The sequence below is a fragment of the Streptomyces albipurpureus genome (assembly GCF_023701525.1).
Lineage (GTDB): Bacteria > Actinomycetota > Actinomycetes > Streptomycetales > Streptomycetaceae > Streptomyces > Streptomyces albipurpureus.
Window position 1 is genome coordinate 107471 of the sequence record NZ_JAMQAW010000030.1, and the last position, 21909, is coordinate 129379.

A 21909-nucleotide genomic window follows, 5' to 3' on the forward strand; every position below is an offset into this window, starting at 1 on the left:
GGTGGCAGCGAACGCCTCAACACCGTCCTCCGACCCGGAAGCGGGTCAGGGCTCCCAAGCGCCCGCTTCGGGTCAGCGCGCGGCCGGTGACGGCCCGTCCCGACGACGGCTCCTCGCCACCGCGGGCGCCGTGGGCGCGGCCGGTCTGACGGTGGGGGCGGCGGGTGGCGCCCTGGCGCACTCCGCCACCGACGATCACGCCCCGACGGCGCTGTCGACGGTCGGGTCCCGTGAGGTCGCCTTCCACGGGAAGCACCAGCCCGGCATCACGACGCCCATGCAGGCCCACGGTCATCTGATCGCCTTCGATCTGGCTCCGAGCGCCGGCCGCAAGGAGGCGACCGCCCTGATGCGGCGCTGGTCAGCGCTGGCGGGCGAGCTGATGGCGGGCCGCACGGCCGAGCACGCCGGGGCCGATACGGGTGTCGCCCTCGATGCGGGGCCCTCCTCGACGACGGTGACCTTCGGTTTCGGCCGCACCTTCTTCGACCGCACGGGGCTGGTGGCACGGCGACCGGAAGGACTCGATCCGCTGCCCGCCTTCTCCGCCGACCAGCTGGACGCCCAGCGTTCCCACGGCGACCTCTGGGTGCAGATCGGCGCGGATGACGCGCTGGTCGCCTTCCATGCGCTGCGCGCGGTGCAGCGAGCAGCCGGCAAGACGGCCCGGGTGCGCTGGCAGATGAACGGGTTCAACCGCTCCCCGGGAGCGACCGAGCAGCCGATGACCACCCGCAATCTGATGGGCCAGGTCGACGGCACCAACAATCCCAAGCCATCCGACCAGGACTTCGACCAGCGGATCTTTGTGGCCGCCGGGTCGGGACAGGAGTGGCTGACGGGGGGTTCCTTCGCGGTTGTCCGACGTATCCGCATGCTCCTGGACGATTGGGAAGCACTGTCGTTGAACCATCAGGAGGCGGTCATCGGACGGCGCAAGTCCGATGGTGCGCCCCTCACCGGAGGGGAGGAGACGACGGAGCTCGCGCTCGATGAGCGAGGCACCGACGGGAAGCTGGTCATCCGGGAGAACGCCCATGCCCGGATCTCCGCCCCCGAGCAGAACGGCGGGGCGGCGATGTTGCGGCGCCCGTTCTCGTACCACGACGGCATCGGCCCGGACGGTACGCCGGACGCCGGGCTGCTCTTCATCTGCTGGCAGGCGGACCCGCTGCGCGGCTTTGTGCCCGTCCAGCGCAAACTCGATCGGGGGGACGCTCTGTCGGAGTTCATCCGGCATGAGGCGAGCGGTCTGTACGCGGTACCGGGCGGGGCGCGGGAGGGCGAGTACGTGGGACAGCGGCTGCTGGAGTCCTGACCTTGAGGCGGGCCTTGCCAGGAACCGGAGTCCGGACCTTGAGATCCGGCCAAGCAGGAGACCGGAGTCCTGAGGTCCAGCCGTGCGGGGGCGGGATCGGGTCAATCGGCCGGTTCGACTCAGTCCGCGCAGTCCCCGCCTTGGGGCACCGGCTGGCACCGGGGTTGGCCATCAAGCGGTCTCGGGGCTCTGCGCGAGCGGTGCGCGTCAGCCTGGGCCCCAGGGCTTCAGGGTTCGGCCCCGTCCCGGGGCTCCGCCGGAGGGCCCCGGTCTCCGACCGGACCGGGCGACCGGCCCCGGCGCATTAGGGTGACGAGTATGTCCGCCACGCGCTACACGTACCTGGGCCCCGAGGGCACCTTCACCGAGGCCGCTCTCCGCACACTGCCGGAAGCCGCCACGCGCGAACTCGTCCCGATGGTGTCCGTGCCCGCCGCACTCGATGCGGTACGCAATGGAGAGGCCGCAGCGGCCCTCGTGCCGATCGAGAACTCCGTGGAGGGCGGTGTCACCGCCACCCTCGACGAGCTGGCGTCGGGCGAGCCGCTGATGATCTACCGCGAGGTACTGCTCCCGATCGCCTTTGCGCTGCTGGTACGCCCGGGCACCGAACTGTCCGCGGTGAAGACCGTCACCGGACACCCGGTCGCCCAGCCGCAGGTGCGCCAGTGGCTGACGGCCAATCTGCCGGACGCCGTCTGGGAATCCGCCGCGTCCAACGCGGACGGTGCCAGGCTGGTGCAGGAGGGGCGTTACGACGCCGCATTCGCCGGTGAGTTCGCCGCGGCGACCTATGGCCTGAGGCCGCTGGTCACGGACATCCATGACGCGGAGAACGCCGAGACCCGCTTTGTCCTCGTGGGCCGCCCGGCCAGGCCGGCAGCCCCGACCGGGGCCGACAAGACCTCGGTGGTCATCTGGATGGGTGAGGACCAGCCGGGTGCGCTCCTTGAGCTGCTCCAGGAGTTCGCGGTACGCGGGGTCAACCTGATGCTGATCCAGTCCCGGCCGACCGGAGCCGGTATCGGGAACTACTGCTTCGCCGTGGACGCGGAAGGCCATATCTCGGACCGGCGGGTCGGCGAGGCGCTGATGGGGCTGAAGCGCATCTGCCCGAAGGTGCGGTTCCTCGGTTCCTATCCCCGCGCGGGCGTGTCGCCGGCAGAGGTGCGAGAGCCCCGAGCGGGGACATCGGACAGGGACTTCACTGCGGCCTCGGACTGGCTGACCCGCTGCCAGGACGGGCGGGCCTGACCCTCCCGCCGCCCCGGCGCTCAGCGGAGCCGTCGGCATGGTCGGGGCCAGGACATCCACCGCCGTCACGGAAGCGGCCGTTACAGAGGCGGCCGTCATGGAAGCGGCCGCTATGGAAGGGGCAGGTCGGCCCGCTGCCGAAACGGGCTCTCCTGCTGGACGTGCTGAACATGCTGCCGGTGCGATCCGCTTCGCTTCGATCCGGACCGGAGGCCAGGGGAGCGCCAGATGCCCGGCAGCCCCTGCTCCGATGGGTCGATCGCGCACGCCAAGAGGGGCATCTCTCCACCAAACAGAACAGTCCTACCTGCCGATTTTCATCATCCACAGAGTTATCCACAGGGACCCATCTCGACCTGGGGACAAGTCGACAACGCCTCGCCATTCCGTCGACAAATCGGCCCGTTTACCCTTCGCTCACCCCTTCCGTCCGGCGAGCAACAACTCACACATGCCACCCACTCGTCACCTCAATTCCATTGATCAACTCTTAGGCGCGAGCAATTCCCTCCGATATGGGCACATAGGGCCGGTTTGTACGGTAGACATCTGAAGCCGAGCGCCCCCAGAGGAACGATCTACGCAGCGATCCACAGAGACCACACACAGCCTGTGGATAACTTTCCAGAAGTGCGCGCCCCTGTGGACAACCAGCAGGCAAGTCCCCCAGAACAGCGGGGATATGAGTCAATTCCCACCCATGCCGGATAGCTCGTTCCGGCGAACGTGAGCACGTTTATGTGACGCGCCCACCGGCCCCGAGCGCAAAATCTACAAGTCCGGCAAATTACATCAATAGCCCTAAAAAGCCTCTCAATATCTTTCATTGCCGTCACTGCCCGTCACGGCTGGCCACCACGGAAAACCGGTGGTCGAGCGGCGACCCGGCACCGGTAGCCTGGTGGGGTGATTGACCTTCGCCTGCTCCGTGAGGACCCCGACCGTGTTCGCGCCTCCCAGCGCGCCCGTGGAGAGGACGTCGACCTCGTCGACGCCCTGCTCTCCGCCGATGAGCGGCGCAGGTCCTCCGGGCTCCGCTTCGACGAACTGCGCTCCGAGCAGAAGGCCCTCGGCAAGCTCATTTCCAAGGCCACGCCCGAAGAGCGCGCGGAGCTGCTGAAGAAGGCCGAGCAGCTCAAAGCCGATGTCAAGGCCGCGGACGCCGTCCAGGACGAGGCCGACGAGGAGGCCCGCCGGCTGCTCCTCCAGCTCGGGAACATCGTGCAGGAGGATGTTCCCGTCGGCGGCGAGGAAGACTTCGTCGTCCTGGAAACACATGGCACGATCCGTGACTTCGCGGCCGAGGGCTTCAAGGCCAAGGACCATCTGGAACTCGGCGAGGCGCTGAGCGCGATCGACGTCGAGCGTGGCGCGAAAGTGTCGGGCTCGCGCTTCTACTACCTGACCGGTGTCGGGGCCCTGCTGGAGCTGGCGCTGGTCAACGCCTCGATCGCCCAGGCCACCGAGGCGGGCTTCATCCCGATGCTGACCCCGACCCTGGTCCGCCCGCGGGCGATGGAGGGCACGGGCTTCCTCGGCCAGGCCGCGGAGAACGTCTACCACCTGGAGAAGGACGACTACTACCTGGTCGGAACCTCCGAGGTCCCCCTCGCCGCGTACCACATGGACGAGATCATCGATGCCGAGAAGCTGCCGCTGCGGTATGCGGGCTTCTCTCCCTGCTACCGCCGTGAGGCAGGGACCTACGGCAAGGACACCCGCGGCATCTTCCGGGTGCACCAGTTCGACAAGGTCGAGATGTTCTCCTACGTCCACCCGGATGAGGCGGCCGCGGAACACCAGCGGCTGCTGGAGTGGGAGAAGCAGTGGCTGACGGCGCTGGAGCTGCCGTTCCGGGTCATCGACGTGGCCACGGGCGACCTCGGCGCCTCCGCCACCCGTAAGTACGACTGCGAGGCATGGATCCCCACCCAGGGCAAGTACCGCGAGCTGACCTCGGCCTCGAACTGCGACAGCTTCCAGGCCCGCCGGCTGTCGATCCGGATGCGGGACGGCAAGAAGGTACAGCCGCTCTCGACGCTGAACGGCACCCTGTGCGCCGTACCGCGCACGATCGTGGCGATCCTGGAGAACCACCAGCTACCCGACGGTTCGGTACGGGTGCCTCCGGTGCTGCGGCCGTATCTCGGTGGTCGGGAGACCCTGGAGCCGACCGCCAAGTGAGCCCCGCTGCTACCTTCCCCTACCGGCTGATCGCCACCGACCTCGACGGCACGCTCCTGCGTGGCGACGAGACCATATCGGAGCGCACCCGCACCGCGCTCGCCGCGGCCACCGCGGCGGGCGCCGCCCATATCGTGGTCACCGGGCGATCCGTGCCATGGACCCGGCATGTGCTGGACGATCTTGGTTACCGGGGGCTCGCGGTCTGCGGCCAGGGTGCCCAGGTCTACCACGCGGGGGAGCATCGGCTGCTGACCTCGCTCACGCTGGACCGCCGTATCGCGGAGATCGCCCTGGCGAAGCTTGAGGCGGCCATCGGGCCCCTGGCGTTGGCCGCCAGTAGGGACGGTCTCAAAGGTGAGGTACTGGTCAGCACCGGGTACGCGGCCCAGGCGGGGCCCCTTCCGGTGAGTCCGCTGAAGTCCGCGGCCGATCTCTGGGCAGCCCCGCTGAACAAGATCTACATCCAGCACCCCGACCTCGATGACGACACCCTCGCAAGGGTCGCCAACGAGACGATCGGCGGTCTGGTGAACATCGTCATGGCGGGACCCGGGATAGTGGAGATCCTTCCGCTGGGGCTGTCCAAGGCGACCGGTCTGTCCGTTGCCGCGCGCCGGCTGGGGTTGCGGGCGGCGGACACCATCGCCTTCGGCGATATGCCCAACGACATCCCCATGTTCGGTTGGGCGGCCCACGGGGTGGCCATGGCGAACGCGCACCACACCTTGAAGGCTGTCGCCAACGATGTCACGGAGTCCAACGAGGACGACGGCATCGCACTCACCCTGGAGAAGCTACTCGTCGGCTGAGGGTGGCCCGATGCTCGTCGACCTACCGTGGATCCCTTGTGCAATGCCCCGGGCTCCCCTGCGAGGACCCGGGGCTCGTAGGGACGGGAAGCCACCGCTGACACGGGCCGTGATCTTGTGCCCATCGCATTGACTGGATGGTGGAGCCCTGGGAGCCGAACGGCAGCAGGCGCACATCGCCAACGGCCCTACGTACGGCGGAAGATCACTGCGTTCTTGCGGAGGATGCGCGGATCGAACGCGCGCGGGGATTCCCCGACCACGGCTTAGCAAGCCGGTGCCTTGCCTCTCGGCCAATCCTCCGGGAGGGGGCGGTCCGCGCTTGCGCGCGCTCGAAGCGACCGCCCCCTGGGCAGCTGCTGGTGAGCGACTCCGCGGAGCCTTGGGTGGCTACTCCGCGATCTGCCCCGCGCTGCCCTGCCGGGAGCTCAACGGACTCGGACTGATGTGATCCGTCATCGTTGCGCTCCTCTCCCGGCTGATGGCATCAGGCGTACCTGCGTACGCCCGATATAACTACTGTGCCCCCGGCGGCGGTTGGGCGCCACTCGATTTCCCCGACGGCCTCTCCCCCACGGCCTTTCCTGGGCGCCCTCCCCCGGCGCTCTGCCCTCGGCCATCCCCCGTCGCCGCCCCTCCGCCGCTCGTCAAGCGCCGGAAGACTGCCCCGAACTCCGCACCACGGCGAAGTTGAAGGTGTGCGAGTCAAGCGCCTGTGCGACCCCGATGAACAGCAGCGCAAGATGCTCCTGTCCGCGGGAGGTGGTGATTCCGCCGATGTCGAGCTGGGTGTCGTCGGTCCAACCGAGATCCCTCAGGAATGCGGAGACCTGCGTCTTCGCCCCGGCGTCGTCGCCGGAGAGGAAGACCGTGCTGGGGCCGGTGAGGCTGTTGGGCGCCACCATGACCGTGGCATCCATGGTGCAGAGGGTCTTGACGACCTTGGTGTCCGGCAGTGCCTGCTGAATCTGTTCGCCGATGCTGGAGTTGGGGTGGGCGAGATCCCAGCTCTCGGTGAGCCCGACGGCGATGTCCAGGAGCACCTTTCCCGCGAGCTTCGGCCCAAAGGGCGTCAGCAGGGCGAGGGATTCGGTGCCGGGGGTGGCGTTGACGACGATGTCGCTGTGGTCGATGGCCTCAGCAAGAGAGACAACGGGCAGGTCAAGGTCCCTCTTACGGTCCGGATCACGCGATCCGAACACCACGTCGTGGCCCACCGCCGCTGCCTGGATGGCTACAGCGCGTGCGACATTTCCCGTACCGATGAATCCGATTTTGGTCATGTCGACGACGGTAGGCGGGAGTTGGGGGATCGGTATCGGGCAAGGGAACCAGCCGGGGAGGATGAAGGGTCTAGGACCGAAGGTCCATACGGACACCCTGGACTCACCCGTACCGGGTCGGGCGCCCTCATGGATCAGCCCCCGTCCACCGGATATCACCGGACGGGGGCCGATCCACTGCGCAAGGACCTCAGGGGGGTTTGTCAGTCCCCTTACTCCTCGCCCGCGAGCTTCAGCACTCGCAGCTTCTGACCCGCGTACCAGGTGGCCACCACCGTGACACCCAGCAGCAGCGATACCGCCAGCGGCAGCCCGACGTCCGAACCGATCAGCCCCTCAGTGGCGATCTTCTCGGCGAGCGCCAGGGACCACTGCTGCACACTCAGGGTGCGCGCGCCGGGCACCAGGCTGCCGAACAGGGCCTCCCACACCAGGGCGTAGATGAGCCCGATGACCACCGCGTGCCTGCTGACGGTCCCGAGCAGGAGGAACAGCGCGCTGTAGGCGATGGAGGCGACCAGCGCGGCCACGGTGTAGGCGATCGCGACCTGCTGGCCATTGCCGTTGAGGATGAATCCGGCGATCAGTGTCGGTATCGCCGAGAAGGCCATGGTCACGGCGATCGCGACGATCAACTTGGTGAAGATGATCGTCGATCGCTTCACCGGCTTGGCGAGTAGATAGACGATCGATCCATCGTCGATCTCGGGGGCGATGGCGCCGGTGCCCGCGATCACTCCGATCAGGGGCACCATCGCGGCGATGGCGAACCCGCCGAGGAGATCCGCGGCGATCTGGTCGTCCGGGCCGACGAAGATACGGACGGAAGTGGCGATGAGCAGCAGCAGCGCGGGCAGGATGAAGAGGATCGCAGCCCGGCGCCTGCCGAGGACGGCCCGATAGGTGAGCCGGGCGACTGTGGGGTTGTACATGGACGTCACAGCTCCTTTCAGGCCGTTACGAGGTAGGAGAAGACTGATTCAAGGGACTCGTCCGACGGCGAGACCGTGAGCAGTCGAATGGAGTTCTCCCGGGCGACCCGCGGGAGGAGTTCGGTGAACCGACCGAAGTCGATGGCCTGGATGTGCAGCGCGCCCTCGGCGAGATCCACCTCGATACCCGCGGTGGAGGGGTCCGCGATCAGCGCGGCGGCGAGCACACGGTCGTCGCTCGACCGCACGAGGTAGCGGTGCGGGCGGTCCGTCATCAATCTACGGATCTTGCGGAAGTCACCGGACGCCGCATGCCGGCCGGCGACGATGACCTCGATGTGCGAGGCGAGTTGCTCGACCTCCTCCAGGATGTGCGAGGAGAACAGCACGGTCCGACCGGTGGCGCCCATATGGCGCAGCAGGTCCATCAGTTGCATCCGCTGACGTGGGTCCATACCGTTGAACGGCTCGTCCAGCAGGAGCACCGAGGGGTTGTGGACCAGCGCGGACGCCATCTTCACCCGCTGCCTCATGCCCTTGCTGTACGTGGCGATCTTGCGGTCCTGGGCGTACTCCATCTCGACCGTGGCAAGGGCCTCTTGGGCCTCTCGCGCGCCGAGCCCCTGCAACTCGGAGTTGGCGACGACGAATTCCCGCCCGGTGAGGAAGTCGTACATCGCTTCCCGCTCGGGTACGACACCGATCTGGCGGTAGACGGACTCATTGCGCCAGATCGGCTGGCCGTCCAGGGTGACGCTCCCGGTGGAGGGAGCCAGGAAGCCGCCCATCATATTGATCAGGGTGGACTTTCCGGCGCCGTTGGGCCCGAGTAGACCGGTGACCCCCGGGCTGATGGTCATGGAGACGTCATTGACGGCCACGACGTTTCCGAACCACCGTGAGGTGTGCTCGATGGAGATGGTGGTCACAGCCCGACCTTTCGGTAGCGGAGCATCAGAACGGCGTACGAACCGACGATGAGTCCGGAGACGGCCAGCAGATAGACCACGCCCACGCCGACGTCAGGACCCGCCCCACCCGGGAAGGCTGAGGAGGCGCCCAGGAACGCGGTCTGGAAGCCGTCGATGAGCGAGGCGGGCGAGAAGAGGCCGAACCACTGGATCACGCCCTCCGAGTCGTTTGCCCGGGCGATCTCCTGGATGAGGGAGACGGCGGCGTAGCTGATGGTCAGTGTGGCGATGACGGCCGCCACTCCGAAGCCGCGGCGCGGGGTGAGCGCTGCCAGCACCAGGCCGATCCCGCCGAAGAGGACGGAGAGGACAGTGACGGAGACCATGCCCTGGGCGAAGCCCTTCGTCTGGTCGGTGAAGTCCATCTCGGCGAGCAGCGAGCCCACATAGAGGACGACCAGGGGTGCGGCGGTGAGGATGAAGAGCGCGGAGGCCATCGCGCCGTATTTGGCGAGCGCATAGTCGCTGCGCTCGATCGGGCGGGAGAAGTACAGCGACATGGTCTTGAACCGCAGATCGCGTGAGACGGACTGCGGGGCCTGAGAGGCCAGGAAGAGCCCGATGATCGGCTGGGTCATGATCGCGTATGCGGTGTACTCCACGGGGAGCTTGCCGGACTTGGTGGCGACGGCGACCGCGACCATGATCGCTGCCGGCAGGCACATGACAGCGAAGAGGATCATGGGCAGCACCTTGGACTTGGCCGACCGGCCCAGTCCGTAGGCGCCGCGCAGGGACTGCGAGAAGAGCGCGCGGCGTTCATAGGCGCGGCCGAGCCGTGGACCGTCGTAGTTGCGGTAGCCGATGTTGTGGATGCGCGTGGCCGCGGGGGCCTGCGGGTGCTGCGCTTTCTGTGTGCTCATCGGGCTTGCACCTCCGTGACCTGCCCCGTGCCCCTGGTCGCGGTCTCTGTCGCGGTGGGGCGGAAGACTTCGGCGATGTGGTGGCGCCGCTGTTCCATTCGTACGAGTCCCAGGCCCAAGTCCGCGACGGTGTCGCGCACGATGTCGTATGTCTCCTCGCCCGCCGCCTCGACGAGCAGGATGTGGCCGGCTCCGGGCAGTCCGTCCTCCACTCCCGCGTGGAGGGTGAGTCCGGCGGTGGTCAGCCGTTTGCGCAGTACGGAGGTTCCGTCGGGGTGCTCGTCGGTGTCGGTGACCTCGACCGCGAGGGTGGTGGTGGATTGGGTGAAGTCGCTGGTGGAACTGGAACGCAGCAGGGTGCCGCCGTCGATGACGACGACATGGTCACAGGTGCGCTCCAACTCGCCGAGGAGGTGCGAGGTGACCAGGACCGATATGCCGAAGTCGGTGTAGATACGGCGGATCAGGCCGAGCATCTCGTCCCGGCCGACCGGGTCGAGGCCGTTGGTCGGCTCGTCCAGGAGTACCAGTTTGGGGTCGTGGACCAGGGCTTGGGCGAGCTTGACCCGCTGTTTCATGCCCGTCGAGTAGCCGCCGATGGGGCGGTACCTCTCCTCGTACAGGCCCACGTGCCGCAGGGTGTCCGCGGTCCGCTCCCGGGCAGCGGTCGGCGGCAGCCCGGACATGCGCGCCATATGGACGACGAACTCGGTGGCCGACACATCGGGCGGCAGGCAGTCGTGCTCGGGCATATAGCCCACCTGCTCACGGATGGCGCTGCCACTGGTGGCGACGTCGAGTCCGAGCACAGCGGCCCGGCCTTCCGTGGCGGGGGAGAGGCCCAGCAAGATCTTGATCAATGTGGACTTGCCGGCTCCGTTGGCACCCACCAGACCGGTCACACCCGGTCCGATGTCCAAGGAGAGCCGGTCAAGAGCGGTCACCCTGGGGAACCGCATGCTCAGGCTTTCGGTCGCGATCACAGTCACGTTCCGACGGTAGTGGCGTGAAATACCTCAGGCGTCAGCCCTGACGGCTGGATCGATGTCCGACTCCAGGGGGACGGGCCAGTAGGGGTCGATACCAAAGAGGACAGCCGGCCCGGACCAAAGTGCCGTGCCAGCGGCATGGGCGCGGCTGACGTCAGGGGCCGAGTTATCCACAGGCGCAGGCGGGGCCTTGACGCAGCCGCTGGTCATTGTCACATTCATCAGTGTGAAGTTACGGCTGCGTACTGCTATCGGCTCGGAGGGGGTGTCGGCATGACTTTCGCTGTGGGAAGTGAACTGACCTCGCGGTTGGAGGGGTTCAGGGCTGTGCAGCGCCTCGCGTATGAATGTGCGGAGACGGTCGCGGCACAGCTCAGACCTGGTGTCACGGAGCGCGAGGCGGCACGGATGCAGCGGGAGTGGCTGCGCGAGCGGGGTGTGCGGGACTGGTTGCATCTCCCGTTCGCCTGGTTCGGCGACCGCACGGCCTTCACCGACTTTCGTCTACCGTTCCAGTTCTTCCCCACCCATCGCGCGTTGGAGCCGGGGATGCCCTTCATCCTGGATATGGCCCCTGTCCACAGAGGCTTCACCGCGGACGTCGGATACTCGGGCTGTCTGGGGTCGAGCCCCCTGCATGACCGGATGCTCGCCGATCTTCAGGCGCATCGCGAGTTGATCCTGCGCGAAGTGCGGGAGCGGCGTCCACTGCGCGAGATCTATGAGTCCGTGGACCGGCTCATGGTCCGCCAGGGGTACGCCAACCGACATCGCGCCTATCCCTTTGGTGTGATCGCCCACAAGGTCGGCACGGTGCGGGAGCAGCGCTGGTCACCCACCTTCTTCGGGTTTGGCGCCCAGGCGCTCAAGGGCTTGCTCGGTGATGCTCTCCACGGGCACCGGGAGGGCTGGTCACCGCTCTGGAGCCCCCATGCGTTCTCTGATCATCCTCCCAGGGCGGGGCTCTGGGCGGTCGAACCGCACCTCGGTTTTCGGGGCACGGGAGTGAAGTTCGAGGAGCTTCTGGTGATCACCGACTCCAGGGACCCGGAGCAGAGCGCGTTCTGGCTGGACGACGATCTGCCCCATGTGCGGCGCTGGGGCCCCTGACCGAACGGTTCTGTCAACGCCGGGCATACGGGCCTACGGACGGTGCTGATGGATCGGACCAGCGCCCCCGCGGCAGCACTCCGCGGTGGGCGGACACAGAGTTGAACGGAATGGGAGCAGGCGTGAGCCTCAAGGGAGCGCGGGAGCGCCGGGTCCATACGGGCGGGATCGAGCTGTGCGTCGCCGAGCTGGGTGACCCCGCGCATCCCACGGTGGTCCTCATCCATGGTTACCCGGACAGCAAGGAGGTGTGGGCCGAAGTCGCCGAGCGACTGGCCGACCGCTTCCATGTGGTGCTCTACGACGTACGGGGGCACGGCCGTTCGTCGGCGCCCAAGCCGCTGCGGGGCGGTTTCACCCTGGAGAAGCTGACGGATGACTTTCTGGCGGTCGCCGACGCGGTGAGCCCCGACCGACCCGTCCATCTGGTGGGCCATGACTGGGGTTCGGTCCAGTCATGGGAGTTTGTGACCGTCCAGCGCACCGAAGGCCGTATCGCATCCTTCACCTCGATCTCCGGCCCTTCCCTGGATCACTTCGGCCACTGGCTCAAGAAGCGGCTGACCCGGCCCACTCCCCGTCGCGTAGCCCAGTTCCTCGGCCAGGGAGCCAGGTCCTGGTATGTGTATCTGCTACAGATCCCCGTACTGCCGGAGCTCGCTTGGCGGGGGCCGCTGGGCAAGAGGTGGCCTTCGATGGTCCGGCGGGCTGAGGGACTGCCCCGGGACGGCTATCCGACCGCGTCACTCCCCGAGGACGCGGCTCATGGCGCCTGGCTCTATCGGGACAATGTCCGCAGCCGCTTGAGCCGTCCACGGACGGACGCGTACGCGCAGGTGCCGGTCCAGCTGATCACCCCCACTCGCGATGACTTCCTGTCCGAGCGACTCTTCGACGATCTCTCCGGCTGGGTGCCCGAGCTGACCAGGCGGACCCTGCCGGCCAAGCACTGGGTTCCCCGCACCCGGCCCGACCAGGTGTCCACCTGGATCGCCGATTTCACCCTGGCGCAGGAGAAGGCGATCAGCACTCCGGGGGGCAGGGCTTCAGTCACCCCCGAAACAACCCGAGCAACCCGAGCAACCCGAGCAACCCGAGCAACCCGAGCAACCCGACGGAAGGCGATGTCCCAAAAGCCTTACACCGAGCGGTTTGGCGGGCAGTTGGTCCTGGTGACCGGTGCGGCCAGTGGCATTGGGCGGGCCACGGCCTTCGCCTTCGCTGAAGCCGGCGCCCGGATCGTGGCGGTGGATCGGGACGCGGAGGGAGCGGAGCGCACGGCTGAGCTGTCCCGGCTGATCGGTGCGCCTGATGCCTGGGCCGAGGTGGTGGACGTCAGCGATGCGGAAGCCATGGAGAAGCTGGCCGTGCGGGTCGCCGCCGAGTACGGCGTGGTGGACATCCTGATCAACAACGCGGGTATCGGTTTGTCCGGACCGTTTCTCAAGACCACTCCACAGGAGTGGAAGGACGTGCTTGACGTCAATCTCTGGGGCGTCATCCATGGCTGTCGGCTCTTCGGCCGGCAGATGGCGGAGCGTGGTCAGGGCGGTCACATCGTCAACATCGCTTCCGCGGCCGCCTACCAACCGTCGAAGTCCCTGCCCGCCTACAGCACGTCCAAGGCGGCCGTGCTGATGCTCAGCGAGTGTCTACGGGCGGAGTTGTCCCAGCAGGACATCGGAGTGTCGGCGATCTGCCCCGGCTTCGTCCATACGAACATCACGTCCACCGCGCGTTTCGCCGGCGTCGATGAAGCAGAACAGCAGCGGCTGCGCGAACGATCGACCCGCTGGTACGGACTGCGGAACTACCCACCGGAGAGGGTCGCCGAAGCGGTGCTGCGGGCCACTCTGCGCAATGAAGCGGTGGTGCCGGTGACGCCCGAGGCCCGAGGCGCACAGCTGCTGTCCCGGTTCGCTCCTGGAGTGCTACGGCGGATCGCACGACTGGAGCCGCCGCTATGAGGTCCGCTGAGGCCTCTCGGACGCGAAGAGAGCAGTCAGCCGGCCCGGGGTCGAAGTGATCGGGCTCCGGAGAGGAGGTCCGGGGCGGAGTCACACGGGTAGGGGCCCATCCACTCGTGAGCGCCGGTCACAGCGTTCGCCGCGAGGAGTTCGATGAACTCCGTCGAACCAGAGAAGGAGAGCCGAGCCATCTGCCCTAGGTGGTGAGCCAGATCGTCTCGGCTTGCCATGGTCTGTCATCGAGGAGGCGGGCGTGCCAGAGGAGTCAGCACAGCCAGCGGGCCAGCAGGTCACTGAGTATCGGATCGAGGACCTGGCACACCACAGCGGTGCCACGGTCCGGACCATCCGCGCCTATCAGGACCGCGGGCTGCTCCCGAAGCCGGAGCGGCGCGGTCGCTCCAATGTCTACGGCCCCGCCCATCTGACCCGGCTGCACCGGATAGCGGACCTCCTCGACCGTGGCTACACCCTCGCCTCCATCAAGGAGTTGCTGGAAGCCTGGGATACCGGACGCGGGCTGGGCGGAGTGTTGGGGCTCGTCGCCGAAGTACAGGGGCCTTGGACGGATGAGTTGCCGGCCCGGACCACCCGGGATGAGCTCATCGAGAGGTTCGGCGGGATGGCGGATGAGGCGGCCATCGCTGAGGCGGTGGAGCTTGGGGTGATAGAACCACTGCCGGGCAGGGAGGGTGAGTTCATCGTTCCCAGCCCCCAAGAGCTCTCGGTGGCGGTGGAGTTGCATGCCGCCGGTTTGCCCTTGGTGGCAATCTCGGTGCATCTCAGAGAACTTCGCGTCCAGGTGGAGCACATGGCCTCCCGTTTCCTTGAGTTCACCACCGAGCATGTCTTCTCCCGCTATCTGGATCACCACCCGCCCACGGACACGGCCGCCGCCGAATTGGCAGAGCTCGTCAGACGACTCCGTCCACTGGCTCAGCACACGGTCGACGCTGAACTGGCCCGAGCTATGCGGATGTTCGCCACCCGGCACCTTCGGCACCATCTGAACCCGGAGGGCACTCCGCCGATGCACCAGGACCCCCGTCCCGTACTCCTCCCGGCAGCCACAATTCAGGCGGTACAGAGCCTTGTCGGCAATGACAGTGTCTCCGCATTCATTGCAGCCGCTACTGAACGGGAGCTCCAGGGAAGGGCGTTGGATGCGCTGACCGCAAAACCCCTACAGGAGTAAGACTTTGGCCAAGGAGCCTCATTCATAATCCAGTTGTCCACAGAATCGCCAAATACACTGTGGATAAGTCAAGTTGACTGTGGATCAAACCTCTGGCCTAGGAAAATTTCGGTAGCGATCACAACGGGAAGAGGTTCACTCTGGGCCTTATGAGCAGACCAACTGGCCCCCGGCGGGGAACGCCGGGCGCCCAACCGAAAGAGTCATGGGCTCCCCGATCGAAAGGGAAGGCCGAAAGCGCCCTCTCAGCAAGCCCAGAAGCGGAGTCCGTACCGGCGAACAGTGGCCGAGGAGGGTGGCCCCCCGATGAGCGTCGCACGGTAAAGGTGTCGAAGTACCTGTCCAGGCATCTGCGTCACCAACCCGAGCGCATCGGCATCGCCCTCGATGCCAACGGTTGGGTGACGGTTGCGGAGCTGATGCAAGCGGCAGCCGGACACGGTTTTCCCTTCACCCGAGCCGAGCTGGACCATGTCGTCGCCGTCAATGACAAGCGTCGCTTCACCATCGACGGTCCCCGTATCCGCGCCAACCAGGGACACACCGTCGAGGTGGATCTCGAACTGCCAAGGGCCGAACCGCCCGCGTACCTCTATCACGGCACCGTCGCCGCCCGTCTGACGGCGATCAGGGCGGAGGGGCTCCGTCCCATGGACCGCCACCATGTACATCTGTCACCCGACCGCGAGACGGCGACACGGGTCGGCGCCAGACGAGGGCGTCCCATCGTGCTCTGCGTGGACACTCGGGCCATGCACGGGGCAGGCCATGTCTTCTTTGTCAGCGCCAACGGAGTCTGGCTCACCGACGGGGTCCCACCGGAGTATCTACGGCTTCCCGGGACATAGTCCGGCCCACCACCAAATCCCGGGCCGGCCCCGCGGTCCCTCCGATGGGGTCGATGCCACCGCGGGCCTGGCGGCGCTGGATGCGGCCAGGCCCAGTAACCGGGCCGCACCCACCGACAGCCGACCAGGGACATCGAGAAGACGGCAGTCCCATGCCCTGTCGACGGCACGGCTCGGAGGTCGAAGAGGTCAGCCTCCGAATCGGTGAAGACCGCAGCCCATGCCGGACGGACGGCACCGGCCAGCGGTCGAAGCGGTCAGCCTCCGAGCGGAGCGGGTTGACCCTGTCGACCCGGGTCACCGGCCGGGGCGGGCGAATCAGCGGACTGCGCGGGCAAACCAAGCTGGGCCAGGGACTCGGTGGCGATCTGTTCGAAGACCGTCCGGTCCACCGCGAAGTCCGAGTCCGGGATCGGAGCATGGATCACCAGTTCCGTGAAGCCGAGCTCGATATGCCTCCCCGCGAAGTCCACAAAGGCGTCGACGGACTCAAGGGGCGCCCCCCGGTCCGGTGTGAAGCCGGTGAGCAGAACCTTCTCCAGCTCATCCACATCCCGCCCGGCCTGCGCACATGCCTTGCCCAGCCGGTCGAGCTGCCCCCGCAACGCCATACGGGAGTCCTCGGGGGTACCCGTCTCAAAGATCGCTGGGTCCCCGGTGGTCACCCACGCCTGGCCATACCGGGCGGCAAGCCGCATCCCGCGCGGCCCGGTCGCGGCCACCGCGAACGGCAGGCGGGGACGCTGCACACAGCCCGGGATGTTGCGGGCCTCCACCGCCGAGTAGAAGTCGCCCTCGTGGCTGAGGGAGTCCTCGGTCAGCAGCCGGTGCAGCAGCGGGAGGAATTCCTCGAACCGGTCGGCCCGTTCCCTTGGAGTCCAGGCCTGCTGCCCCAGCGCCGTGGCGTCGAAGCCCTTCCCGCCCACGCCGATGCCCAGGGTGAACCGGCCACCGGAGATGTCGTCCAACGACATCAGTTCCTTGGCGAGGGTCACGGGGTGGCGGAAGTTCGGCGAGGTCACCAGCGTGCCCAGACGTATCCGCCCGGTGGCGGCAGCAGCCGCGGTCAGCGTGGGCAGCGCGCCGTACCAGGGTCCGTCACGAAACGTGCGCCACGACAGATGGTCGTAGGTGTACGCGGTGTGGAAGCCGAGCTGCTCGGCCCATAGCCACTCATCACGGCCACCGTCATGCCAGGGACGGATGGGGAGGATCACGGTGCTCAAACGCATGGTTCGAGCGTACGGGGACCACCACCTGGGTGGGTACCCCACCTTCTGAAGGTGCACACACCTGATCGGGCGAGCCCGGGGCAGAGCCCGAGAAGCCTTCCGGTACCGCCTCGGCCTCCCGGCCACTGGGCCCAGTGGCCGGCCTTCGCACCGGCCCTCCGGCCACCGGCTACCGGCGCCGGGTCCACGACCCACCAGTCCACCGCTCCTCTGCGGAGCTTGGTCAGGGAGTGGGATCCAGAAGTTCCCAGGACTCGGAAGGCTGAAGGTCACCGGGGACAGGTGGTCAGCCCGACTTCCCGCTCCCGGGCGAACCGCGCGGTACGAGCCCACGGCGCATCGGCAAGGCGCCCACGGGAAGCGCGGCGGCCTGCTTCCGGCACATTCGAGAGGACGGGCCACCGCGTGGCCAGCGGAGAGTGGAGCGCGACAAAACAGCGGCTATCCCTTATCGAACACCAGATGGCTAGCTATCCGCGTGTATCACCCATAAGCAACCATCGAGTGGCACCCCATCGACCTCCCGCGCCCCTCGTGCGCCCCTCTGCACTCGTCTGACCACCCCTTTAACTCTCCAACCCCTCAATCGCTCCCTCAAATGTGCGCCCTTCCGCACGCCCGTGCGAGTCATACGGGAGAATGGGGCAGTGACCTCAGCTACCGATACCCGTCAGCTGCCCGCAGCCGTCCGGCTGATCGCCACCGATCTGGACGGCACTCTGCTGCGCGATGACAAGACCGTCTCGGAGCGCACCATCGCCGCCCTCGCCGATGCGGAAGAGGCCGGGATCGAGGTCTTCTTCGTCACTGGCCGACCCGCTCGCTGGATGGATGTCGTCAGCGAGCACGTCCACGGCCACGGCTTGGCGATCTGTGCCAATGGCGCAGCCGTGGTGGATCTGCGGGCAGGCGGCAAGCTGCTCGATGTCCGCCCGTTGGATCGGGCCGTCGCCCTCACCGTCGTCCAGGCGCTGCGCGCTGCCACCCCCGGGGTGACCTTCGCCATCGAGACCACCACCGGCTTCCACCATGAGCCGGACTATCCCCCGCCGTACTTCCTCGACCGTGCCTCCACAGTGGCCAGCGCCGAGGATCTGCTCCGCGAAGATGAGTCCGATCCCGCTTCCGCCGTCATCAAGCTGCTCGCACGCCACCGTGAGCTGGAGCCTGACGCCTTCCTCACCCTGGCCCGTACCGCCGCCGGTGAGCTGGCATCGCTCACCCGCTCCAGCCCGTCCGCACTGCTGGAGGTCAGCGGTCTGGGTGTGAGCAAGGCCAGCACCCTGGCGCTGTGCTGCGCCGAGCGCGGCATTTCCGCCGATGAGGTCGTCGCGTTCGGCGATATGCCCAACGATGTGGACATGCTGAACTGGGCGGGCACCTCCTACGCCATGGGCAACGCCCATCCGGATGTGATCGCGGCGGCCTCCGGGCGGACCGCCGCCAACAACGAGGACGGGGTTGCGATCATCATCGAGCAGATCCTGCGCGACCTCCATCTGCCCAAGGCCTGAGGCAGCGCCCCCTCGATGTGCTCGCCTATGGCCGCGCAGGGCTAGGGGCTGCCCTGGGGCGCCACCCCAGCAGGTGCGGACGGGGCTGATGGGCTGGCCTTCAAGGCGTCTCGCATGGCATGGGCTCCCCCAGCGCCGGCTGGCCCCTTGCCGTCCGGTCGCGTCGGCTTGGCCGCTCCGGTGGGAGGCGCGGAGCCAACGGGACCGACCGGCTCGGCCCGAGGGGTGGCCTCGGCCCGAGGCGTGAGGTCGGCCGTGGGCGGCACCAGCTGCACGCCGTGTTCCCGTAGCCAACTGGCCGGATCGACGCTGGACCCGAGATAGGGCGTGAGCCGCACCTCGAAGTGCAGATGCGGCCCGGTCGAGTTTCCCGTCGTGCCCGCCAGGCCGATCCACTGACCCGCGACCACCCGCTCACCCTGGTCGACGGTGACCGATGCCAGATGCGCGTACTGGGTGTAGTAGCCGCCCGGATGCTGTACGACGATCTCGATCCCGAAGGCCCCGCCACAGGAAATCGACACCACCCGACCAGCACCCACCGAGCGGACCGGTTCACCGATGTCCACGGCGAAGTCCTGACCGGTGTGACGGCTCGCCCAACGCTCCCCCGCGCTGGCAAAGCCCGCGGACAGTTCGTACCGTGCGACGGGAGCCACCCAGGCGGCCCGCGCCGAGGCATCAACACGCCGATCGAGGCCTACCGCGCCCGGACAGGAGCCGGCGGCCACCCGGCGATCCGCCTCACCCTGGAGCGTCCATTGCGCTGTCTCCAACGAGGTCTCGATGCGCTGTTTCGCCGCGGCCAGCAGTGCCCGACGGCGTTCGAGATCGCGCCAGGCCGACTGGGCTCGCAGTTGGGCGGTGGAGAGCCGTCGTTCCGCCTGTCGGGCCTGTTCGAGGAGTCGGCTGACGACGTCCTCGGCCTGCCGCGCGTAGCGGCGGCCGCGCAGCAGTTCCTCGGGGTTCTCCGCCGCCAGTAGCCGGGCCAGATAGGCGAGCGGACCGCCCGTACGGTACTGGGCCCGGGCGACCGCCCCCATGGCGTCCCGGGTCGTGGTGAGTTCTTGCCGACGGTGATCGAGGCGGGCCTGAAGCCTGGCCGCGATCACCTGTTGGGCGTCGGCGGCACGCCGTCCTCGCTCATAGGCGGCGGTGGCCCGAGCGGCCTTCTCATACAGCCGTACCACCTGGGCACTGGCCGGGATCTCCGGACCGTCGGAGGCCGTGGCGGCCGACGGTGAGAGCACCACCAGCAGCAGCGCGCCCGCCACCACCGGCCCGATCGGTGACCGGCCGGCAATTCCTGAGCGTTTTCCGCACATGCCGGGATCGTCACCCGGTTCGGACGGGAATCCTGGTACCTGCCCGTGTCGTACCGCCACCTGGACCAGCGGCCACCGTCAGCCCTCCGAGACGGAGCCGACGGGTGGCGCAGTGCGTTTATGCAGCAGTGCGTTCATGCCGGGGGTTCCTCACAGGGGAGCTTCCCACCGTACGGTCGTCCCCTGCCCGTCCTCCCCGATGCCCGGCTCGCAGATGCTCATGCCGCCGAGCGATTCGGCCCGCCGCGCCAGATTCCGCAGTCCGCTGCGGCGCCCGCCGGAGGGGATGCCCACCCCGTCGTCGGCGACGGTGAGCCGTACCCCGTCCCTGCCGTCGGGCAGTTTGACGGTGGCGTCGACGACCACGTCGATATGGGACGCCTGGGCATGGCGGAAGGCGTTGGAGAGGGCTTCGCGCAGCGCCGCGATCAGGTTCTTGCCGGTGAGCTCGCTGACGACGGTGTCCACCGGCCCGTGGAAGCGATGCCCCGGCTTGAAACCGAGCGGGACGGCCGCCATGTTGATCTCCCGCAGTACCCGGGTCCGCAGCCCTGAGGGGGCCTCGGCCGGACCCTGTTGAAGCGCGAAGATGGCGGTACGGATCTCCTGGATGGTCACATCGAGTTCATCGACCGCCTTGCCGACCCCGTCCTGGACCGCGGGCACCTCAGACCGGCGCTGTGCGCCCTCCAACATCATCCCGGTGGCGAACAGCCGCTGAATCACCAGATCGTGCAGATCGCGGGCGATCCGGTCCCGGTCCTCGTAGACCGCTAGCCGCTCCCGGTCCCGCTGGGCCTCCGCCATGATCAGCGCCAGGGCGGCCTGAGCGGCGAACTGCGTGGCCAGGGTCCGCTCGGCCTCGCTGAACTGACGTGCGCCCCGTGCCCGTGGAGTGGCGAGCGCCCCCAGCACTCGTCCACCGCTCTGCAGGGGCAGCATCATGCTGGGCCCATAACGTGCGGCCAGTCTGGTGATCACCCGAGGATCGGTGGCCGCGTCCGCCATGAAGACCGCCTCTCCGGCGAGCAGCTTGGCGACCACGGGACTCTCCACGGGTACGACCGCACCCAGCGAGTTGACCGACTGGGCCGAGGAGACGGCGACGATCTCCAGGCCGCCCTCCGCGGCTGGCAGCATCACGATCCCGGCAGCCGCGTCGGCGAGCCTGCGGGCCTGTTCGGCCACGACGGTGAGGGCGTCATCGGCGTCACCGCCGGAGAGCAGTGCGGTGGTGACGGCGACCGAGCCATCGATCCACCGTTCACGCTGGCGGGCCGCCTCGTAGAGCCGGGCATTGCCGATGGCGATCCCGGCCTCGGTGGCCAGCACGCGCACCATATGGAGGTCGTAGTCATTGAACTCGGCGCCGTCGTTCTTCTCCGTGAGATAGAGGTTGCCGAAGATTTCCCCCTGAACCCGGATGGGCACTCCGAGGAAGGTCCGCATCGGGGGATGACCGGCCGGGAATCCGGCGAACCTCGGGTCAGAGGAGAGATCGGCGAGTTTGACGGGGGCTGGATCATGGATGAGCGCTCCGAGCAGTCCACGGTGGCCGTCAGGGCGATGGCCGATCCGCTCGGCCACGGTGTCGCCGACGCCATAGGTCACAAAGTCGGAGAGGCCCATGCCTTCCTCGTCCACAACTCCGATGGCGGCGTAGCGCGCATTCGCCAGTTCGGCTGCGGTCTCGCAGATCCGGTCGAGCGTGGAGTGCAGTTCCAGACCGGTACCGACCGAGCGCATGGCTTCCAGTAGCTGGGGGACCCGGGCGGTCAACTCGGTTGATAGCCCCTGAAGGCTGCGAGTGGCCCGTGTTGCGGCTTCGAGCGGGTCCTTGGAATCCTCAGGGTCCACGTTCATACCCTTGAGACTAGTAATTCCTATTTCGTGAGGAAAGTTAGCTGGGCGGGAGGCAGGTTCCCAAGGGAGCCTGAGCGGGCCCCTGACCTGCTCAGACGAGCGGCCCCGGCACCGTTTCACCGGGCGCCGCCTGATCCGTCCGATCCCGTTCATCCCCCCTGATCCATCCGACCCCGTTCATCCAGGGCGGCGCTTCGGCAGCCGTGTCATCGACACCGTCGGCTGCCTCACCGGAGTCGAGCCGCTCGG

At 67.7% G+C, this 21909-nt stretch carries 16 protein-coding genes, 1 tRNA gene and 1 pseudogene; 9 read left to right on the forward strand and 9 right to left on the reverse strand.

The genetic code is table 11. The features are described 5' to 3' along the window. The first annotated feature begins 1 nt into the window (after window position 1). From efeB to NBG84_RS24580, 4 genes are all read left to right on the forward strand, one after another. Window positions 2-1318 carry an iron uptake transporter deferrochelatase/peroxidase subunit gene (gene efeB, locus NBG84_RS24565; protein ID WP_425608689.1) on the forward strand — a complete coding sequence of 439 codons (1317 nt, stop codon included), beginning with the start codon at window positions 2-4 and terminating at the stop codon, window positions 1316-1318. A gap of 318 nt (window positions 1319-1636) precedes the next feature. Next, window positions 1637-2572, forward strand: coding sequence for a prephenate dehydratase (gene pheA / locus NBG84_RS24570; RefSeq protein ID WP_250921754.1), 936 nt, complete (start codon window positions 1637-1639; stop codon window positions 2570-2572). Window positions 2573-3478: 906 nt separating this feature from the next. Next, complete coding sequence (gene serS, locus NBG84_RS24575; protein ID WP_250921755.1) at window positions 3479-4756, forward strand: serine--tRNA ligase; 1278 nt, start codon at window positions 3479-3481, stop codon at window positions 4754-4756. Beyond that, a complete protein-coding gene (locus NBG84_RS24580; RefSeq protein ID WP_250921756.1) occupies window positions 4753-5568 on the forward strand; it encodes an HAD family hydrolase in 816 nt (271 codons plus the stop codon). The genes serS and NBG84_RS24580 overlap by 4 nt, the downstream gene beginning before the upstream one ends. Before the next feature lie 219 nt (window positions 5569-5787). Here NBG84_RS24580 and NBG84_RS24585 read toward each other — a convergent pair. The 6 genes from NBG84_RS24585 to NBG84_RS24610 form a co-directional block, all read right to left on the reverse strand. Then, window positions 5788-5871: transfer RNA gene (locus tag NBG84_RS24585), tRNA-Ser, on the reverse strand. Window positions 5872-6215: 344 nt separating this feature from the next. Beyond that, window positions 6216-6851 (reverse strand): NADPH-dependent F420 reductase, encoded by a 636-nt coding sequence (locus tag NBG84_RS24590; RefSeq protein ID WP_250921757.1) that lies wholly within the window; start codon window positions 6849-6851, stop codon window positions 6216-6218. A gap of 212 nt (window positions 6852-7063) precedes the next feature. Further along, window positions 7064-7783 carry an ABC transporter permease gene (locus NBG84_RS24595; protein WP_250921758.1) on the reverse strand — a complete coding sequence of 240 codons (720 nt, stop codon included), beginning with the start codon at window positions 7781-7783 and terminating at the stop codon, window positions 7064-7066. 17 nt (window positions 7784-7800) lie between these two features. Next, window positions 7801-8712: an ABC transporter ATP-binding protein gene (locus NBG84_RS24600; protein ID WP_250921759.1), complete on the reverse strand. Its 912-nt coding sequence runs from the start codon at window positions 8710-8712 to the stop codon at window positions 7801-7803. Then, complete coding sequence (locus tag NBG84_RS24605) at window positions 8709-9617, reverse strand: ABC transporter permease (protein ID WP_250921760.1); 909 nt, start codon at window positions 9615-9617, stop codon at window positions 8709-8711. Before NBG84_RS24605 ends, NBG84_RS24600 begins: the two co-directional genes overlap by 4 nt. Continuing rightward, a complete protein-coding gene (locus tag NBG84_RS24610; protein WP_250921832.1) occupies window positions 9614-10600 on the reverse strand; it encodes an ABC transporter ATP-binding protein in 987 nt (328 codons plus the stop codon). Before NBG84_RS24610 ends, NBG84_RS24605 begins: the two co-directional genes overlap by 4 nt. Before the next feature lie 279 nt (window positions 10601-10879). Between NBG84_RS24610 and NBG84_RS24615 the strand changes: the two genes are divergently transcribed. The 4 genes and pseudogenes from NBG84_RS24615 to NBG84_RS24630 all read left to right on the forward strand — a co-directional run. Continuing rightward, window positions 10880-11716: a M24 family metallopeptidase gene (locus NBG84_RS24615; RefSeq protein WP_250921761.1), complete on the forward strand. Its 837-nt coding sequence runs from the start codon at window positions 10880-10882 to the stop codon at window positions 11714-11716. 122 nt (window positions 11717-11838) lie between these two features. Further along, entirely contained in the window at window positions 11839-13683 is a 1845-nt protein-coding gene (locus tag NBG84_RS24620; protein WP_250921762.1) for an SDR family oxidoreductase, read from the forward strand. A gap of 253 nt (window positions 13684-13936) precedes the next feature. Further along, window positions 13937-14878 (forward strand): MerR family transcriptional regulator, encoded by a 942-nt coding sequence (locus NBG84_RS24625; protein ID WP_250921763.1) that lies wholly within the window; start codon window positions 13937-13939, stop codon window positions 14876-14878. Window positions 14879-15183: 305 nt separating this feature from the next. Continuing rightward, window positions 15184-15726: pseudogene (locus NBG84_RS24630) on the forward strand (RNA 2'-phosphotransferase); the annotation flags it as partial. A 257-nt stretch (window positions 15727-15983) separates the two neighbouring features. Here NBG84_RS24630 and NBG84_RS24635 read toward each other — a convergent pair. Continuing rightward, window positions 15984-16958 carry an LLM class flavin-dependent oxidoreductase gene (locus NBG84_RS24635; protein ID WP_250921765.1) on the reverse strand — a complete coding sequence of 325 codons (975 nt, stop codon included), beginning with the start codon at window positions 16956-16958 and terminating at the stop codon, window positions 15984-15986. A 647-nt stretch (window positions 16959-17605) separates the two neighbouring features. Here NBG84_RS24635 and NBG84_RS24640 point away from each other — a divergent pair. Beyond that, window positions 17606-18472: a Cof-type HAD-IIB family hydrolase gene (locus NBG84_RS24640; RefSeq protein WP_250921766.1), complete on the forward strand. Its 867-nt coding sequence runs from the start codon at window positions 17606-17608 to the stop codon at window positions 18470-18472. Window positions 18473-18513: 41 nt separating this feature from the next. Here the strand turns inward: NBG84_RS24640 and NBG84_RS24645 are convergent, their stop codons facing one another. Both NBG84_RS24645 and NBG84_RS24650 read right to left on the reverse strand, forming a co-directional pair. Then, window positions 18514-19797 carry a M23 family metallopeptidase gene (locus NBG84_RS24645; protein ID WP_308312108.1) on the reverse strand — a complete coding sequence of 428 codons (1284 nt, stop codon included), beginning with the start codon at window positions 19795-19797 and terminating at the stop codon, window positions 18514-18516. 150 nt (window positions 19798-19947) lie between these two features. Further along, entirely contained in the window at window positions 19948-21660 is a 1713-nt protein-coding gene (locus NBG84_RS24650; RefSeq protein ID WP_250921767.1) for a GAF domain-containing sensor histidine kinase, read from the reverse strand. Between the last annotated feature and the right edge of the window lie 249 nt (window positions 21661-21909).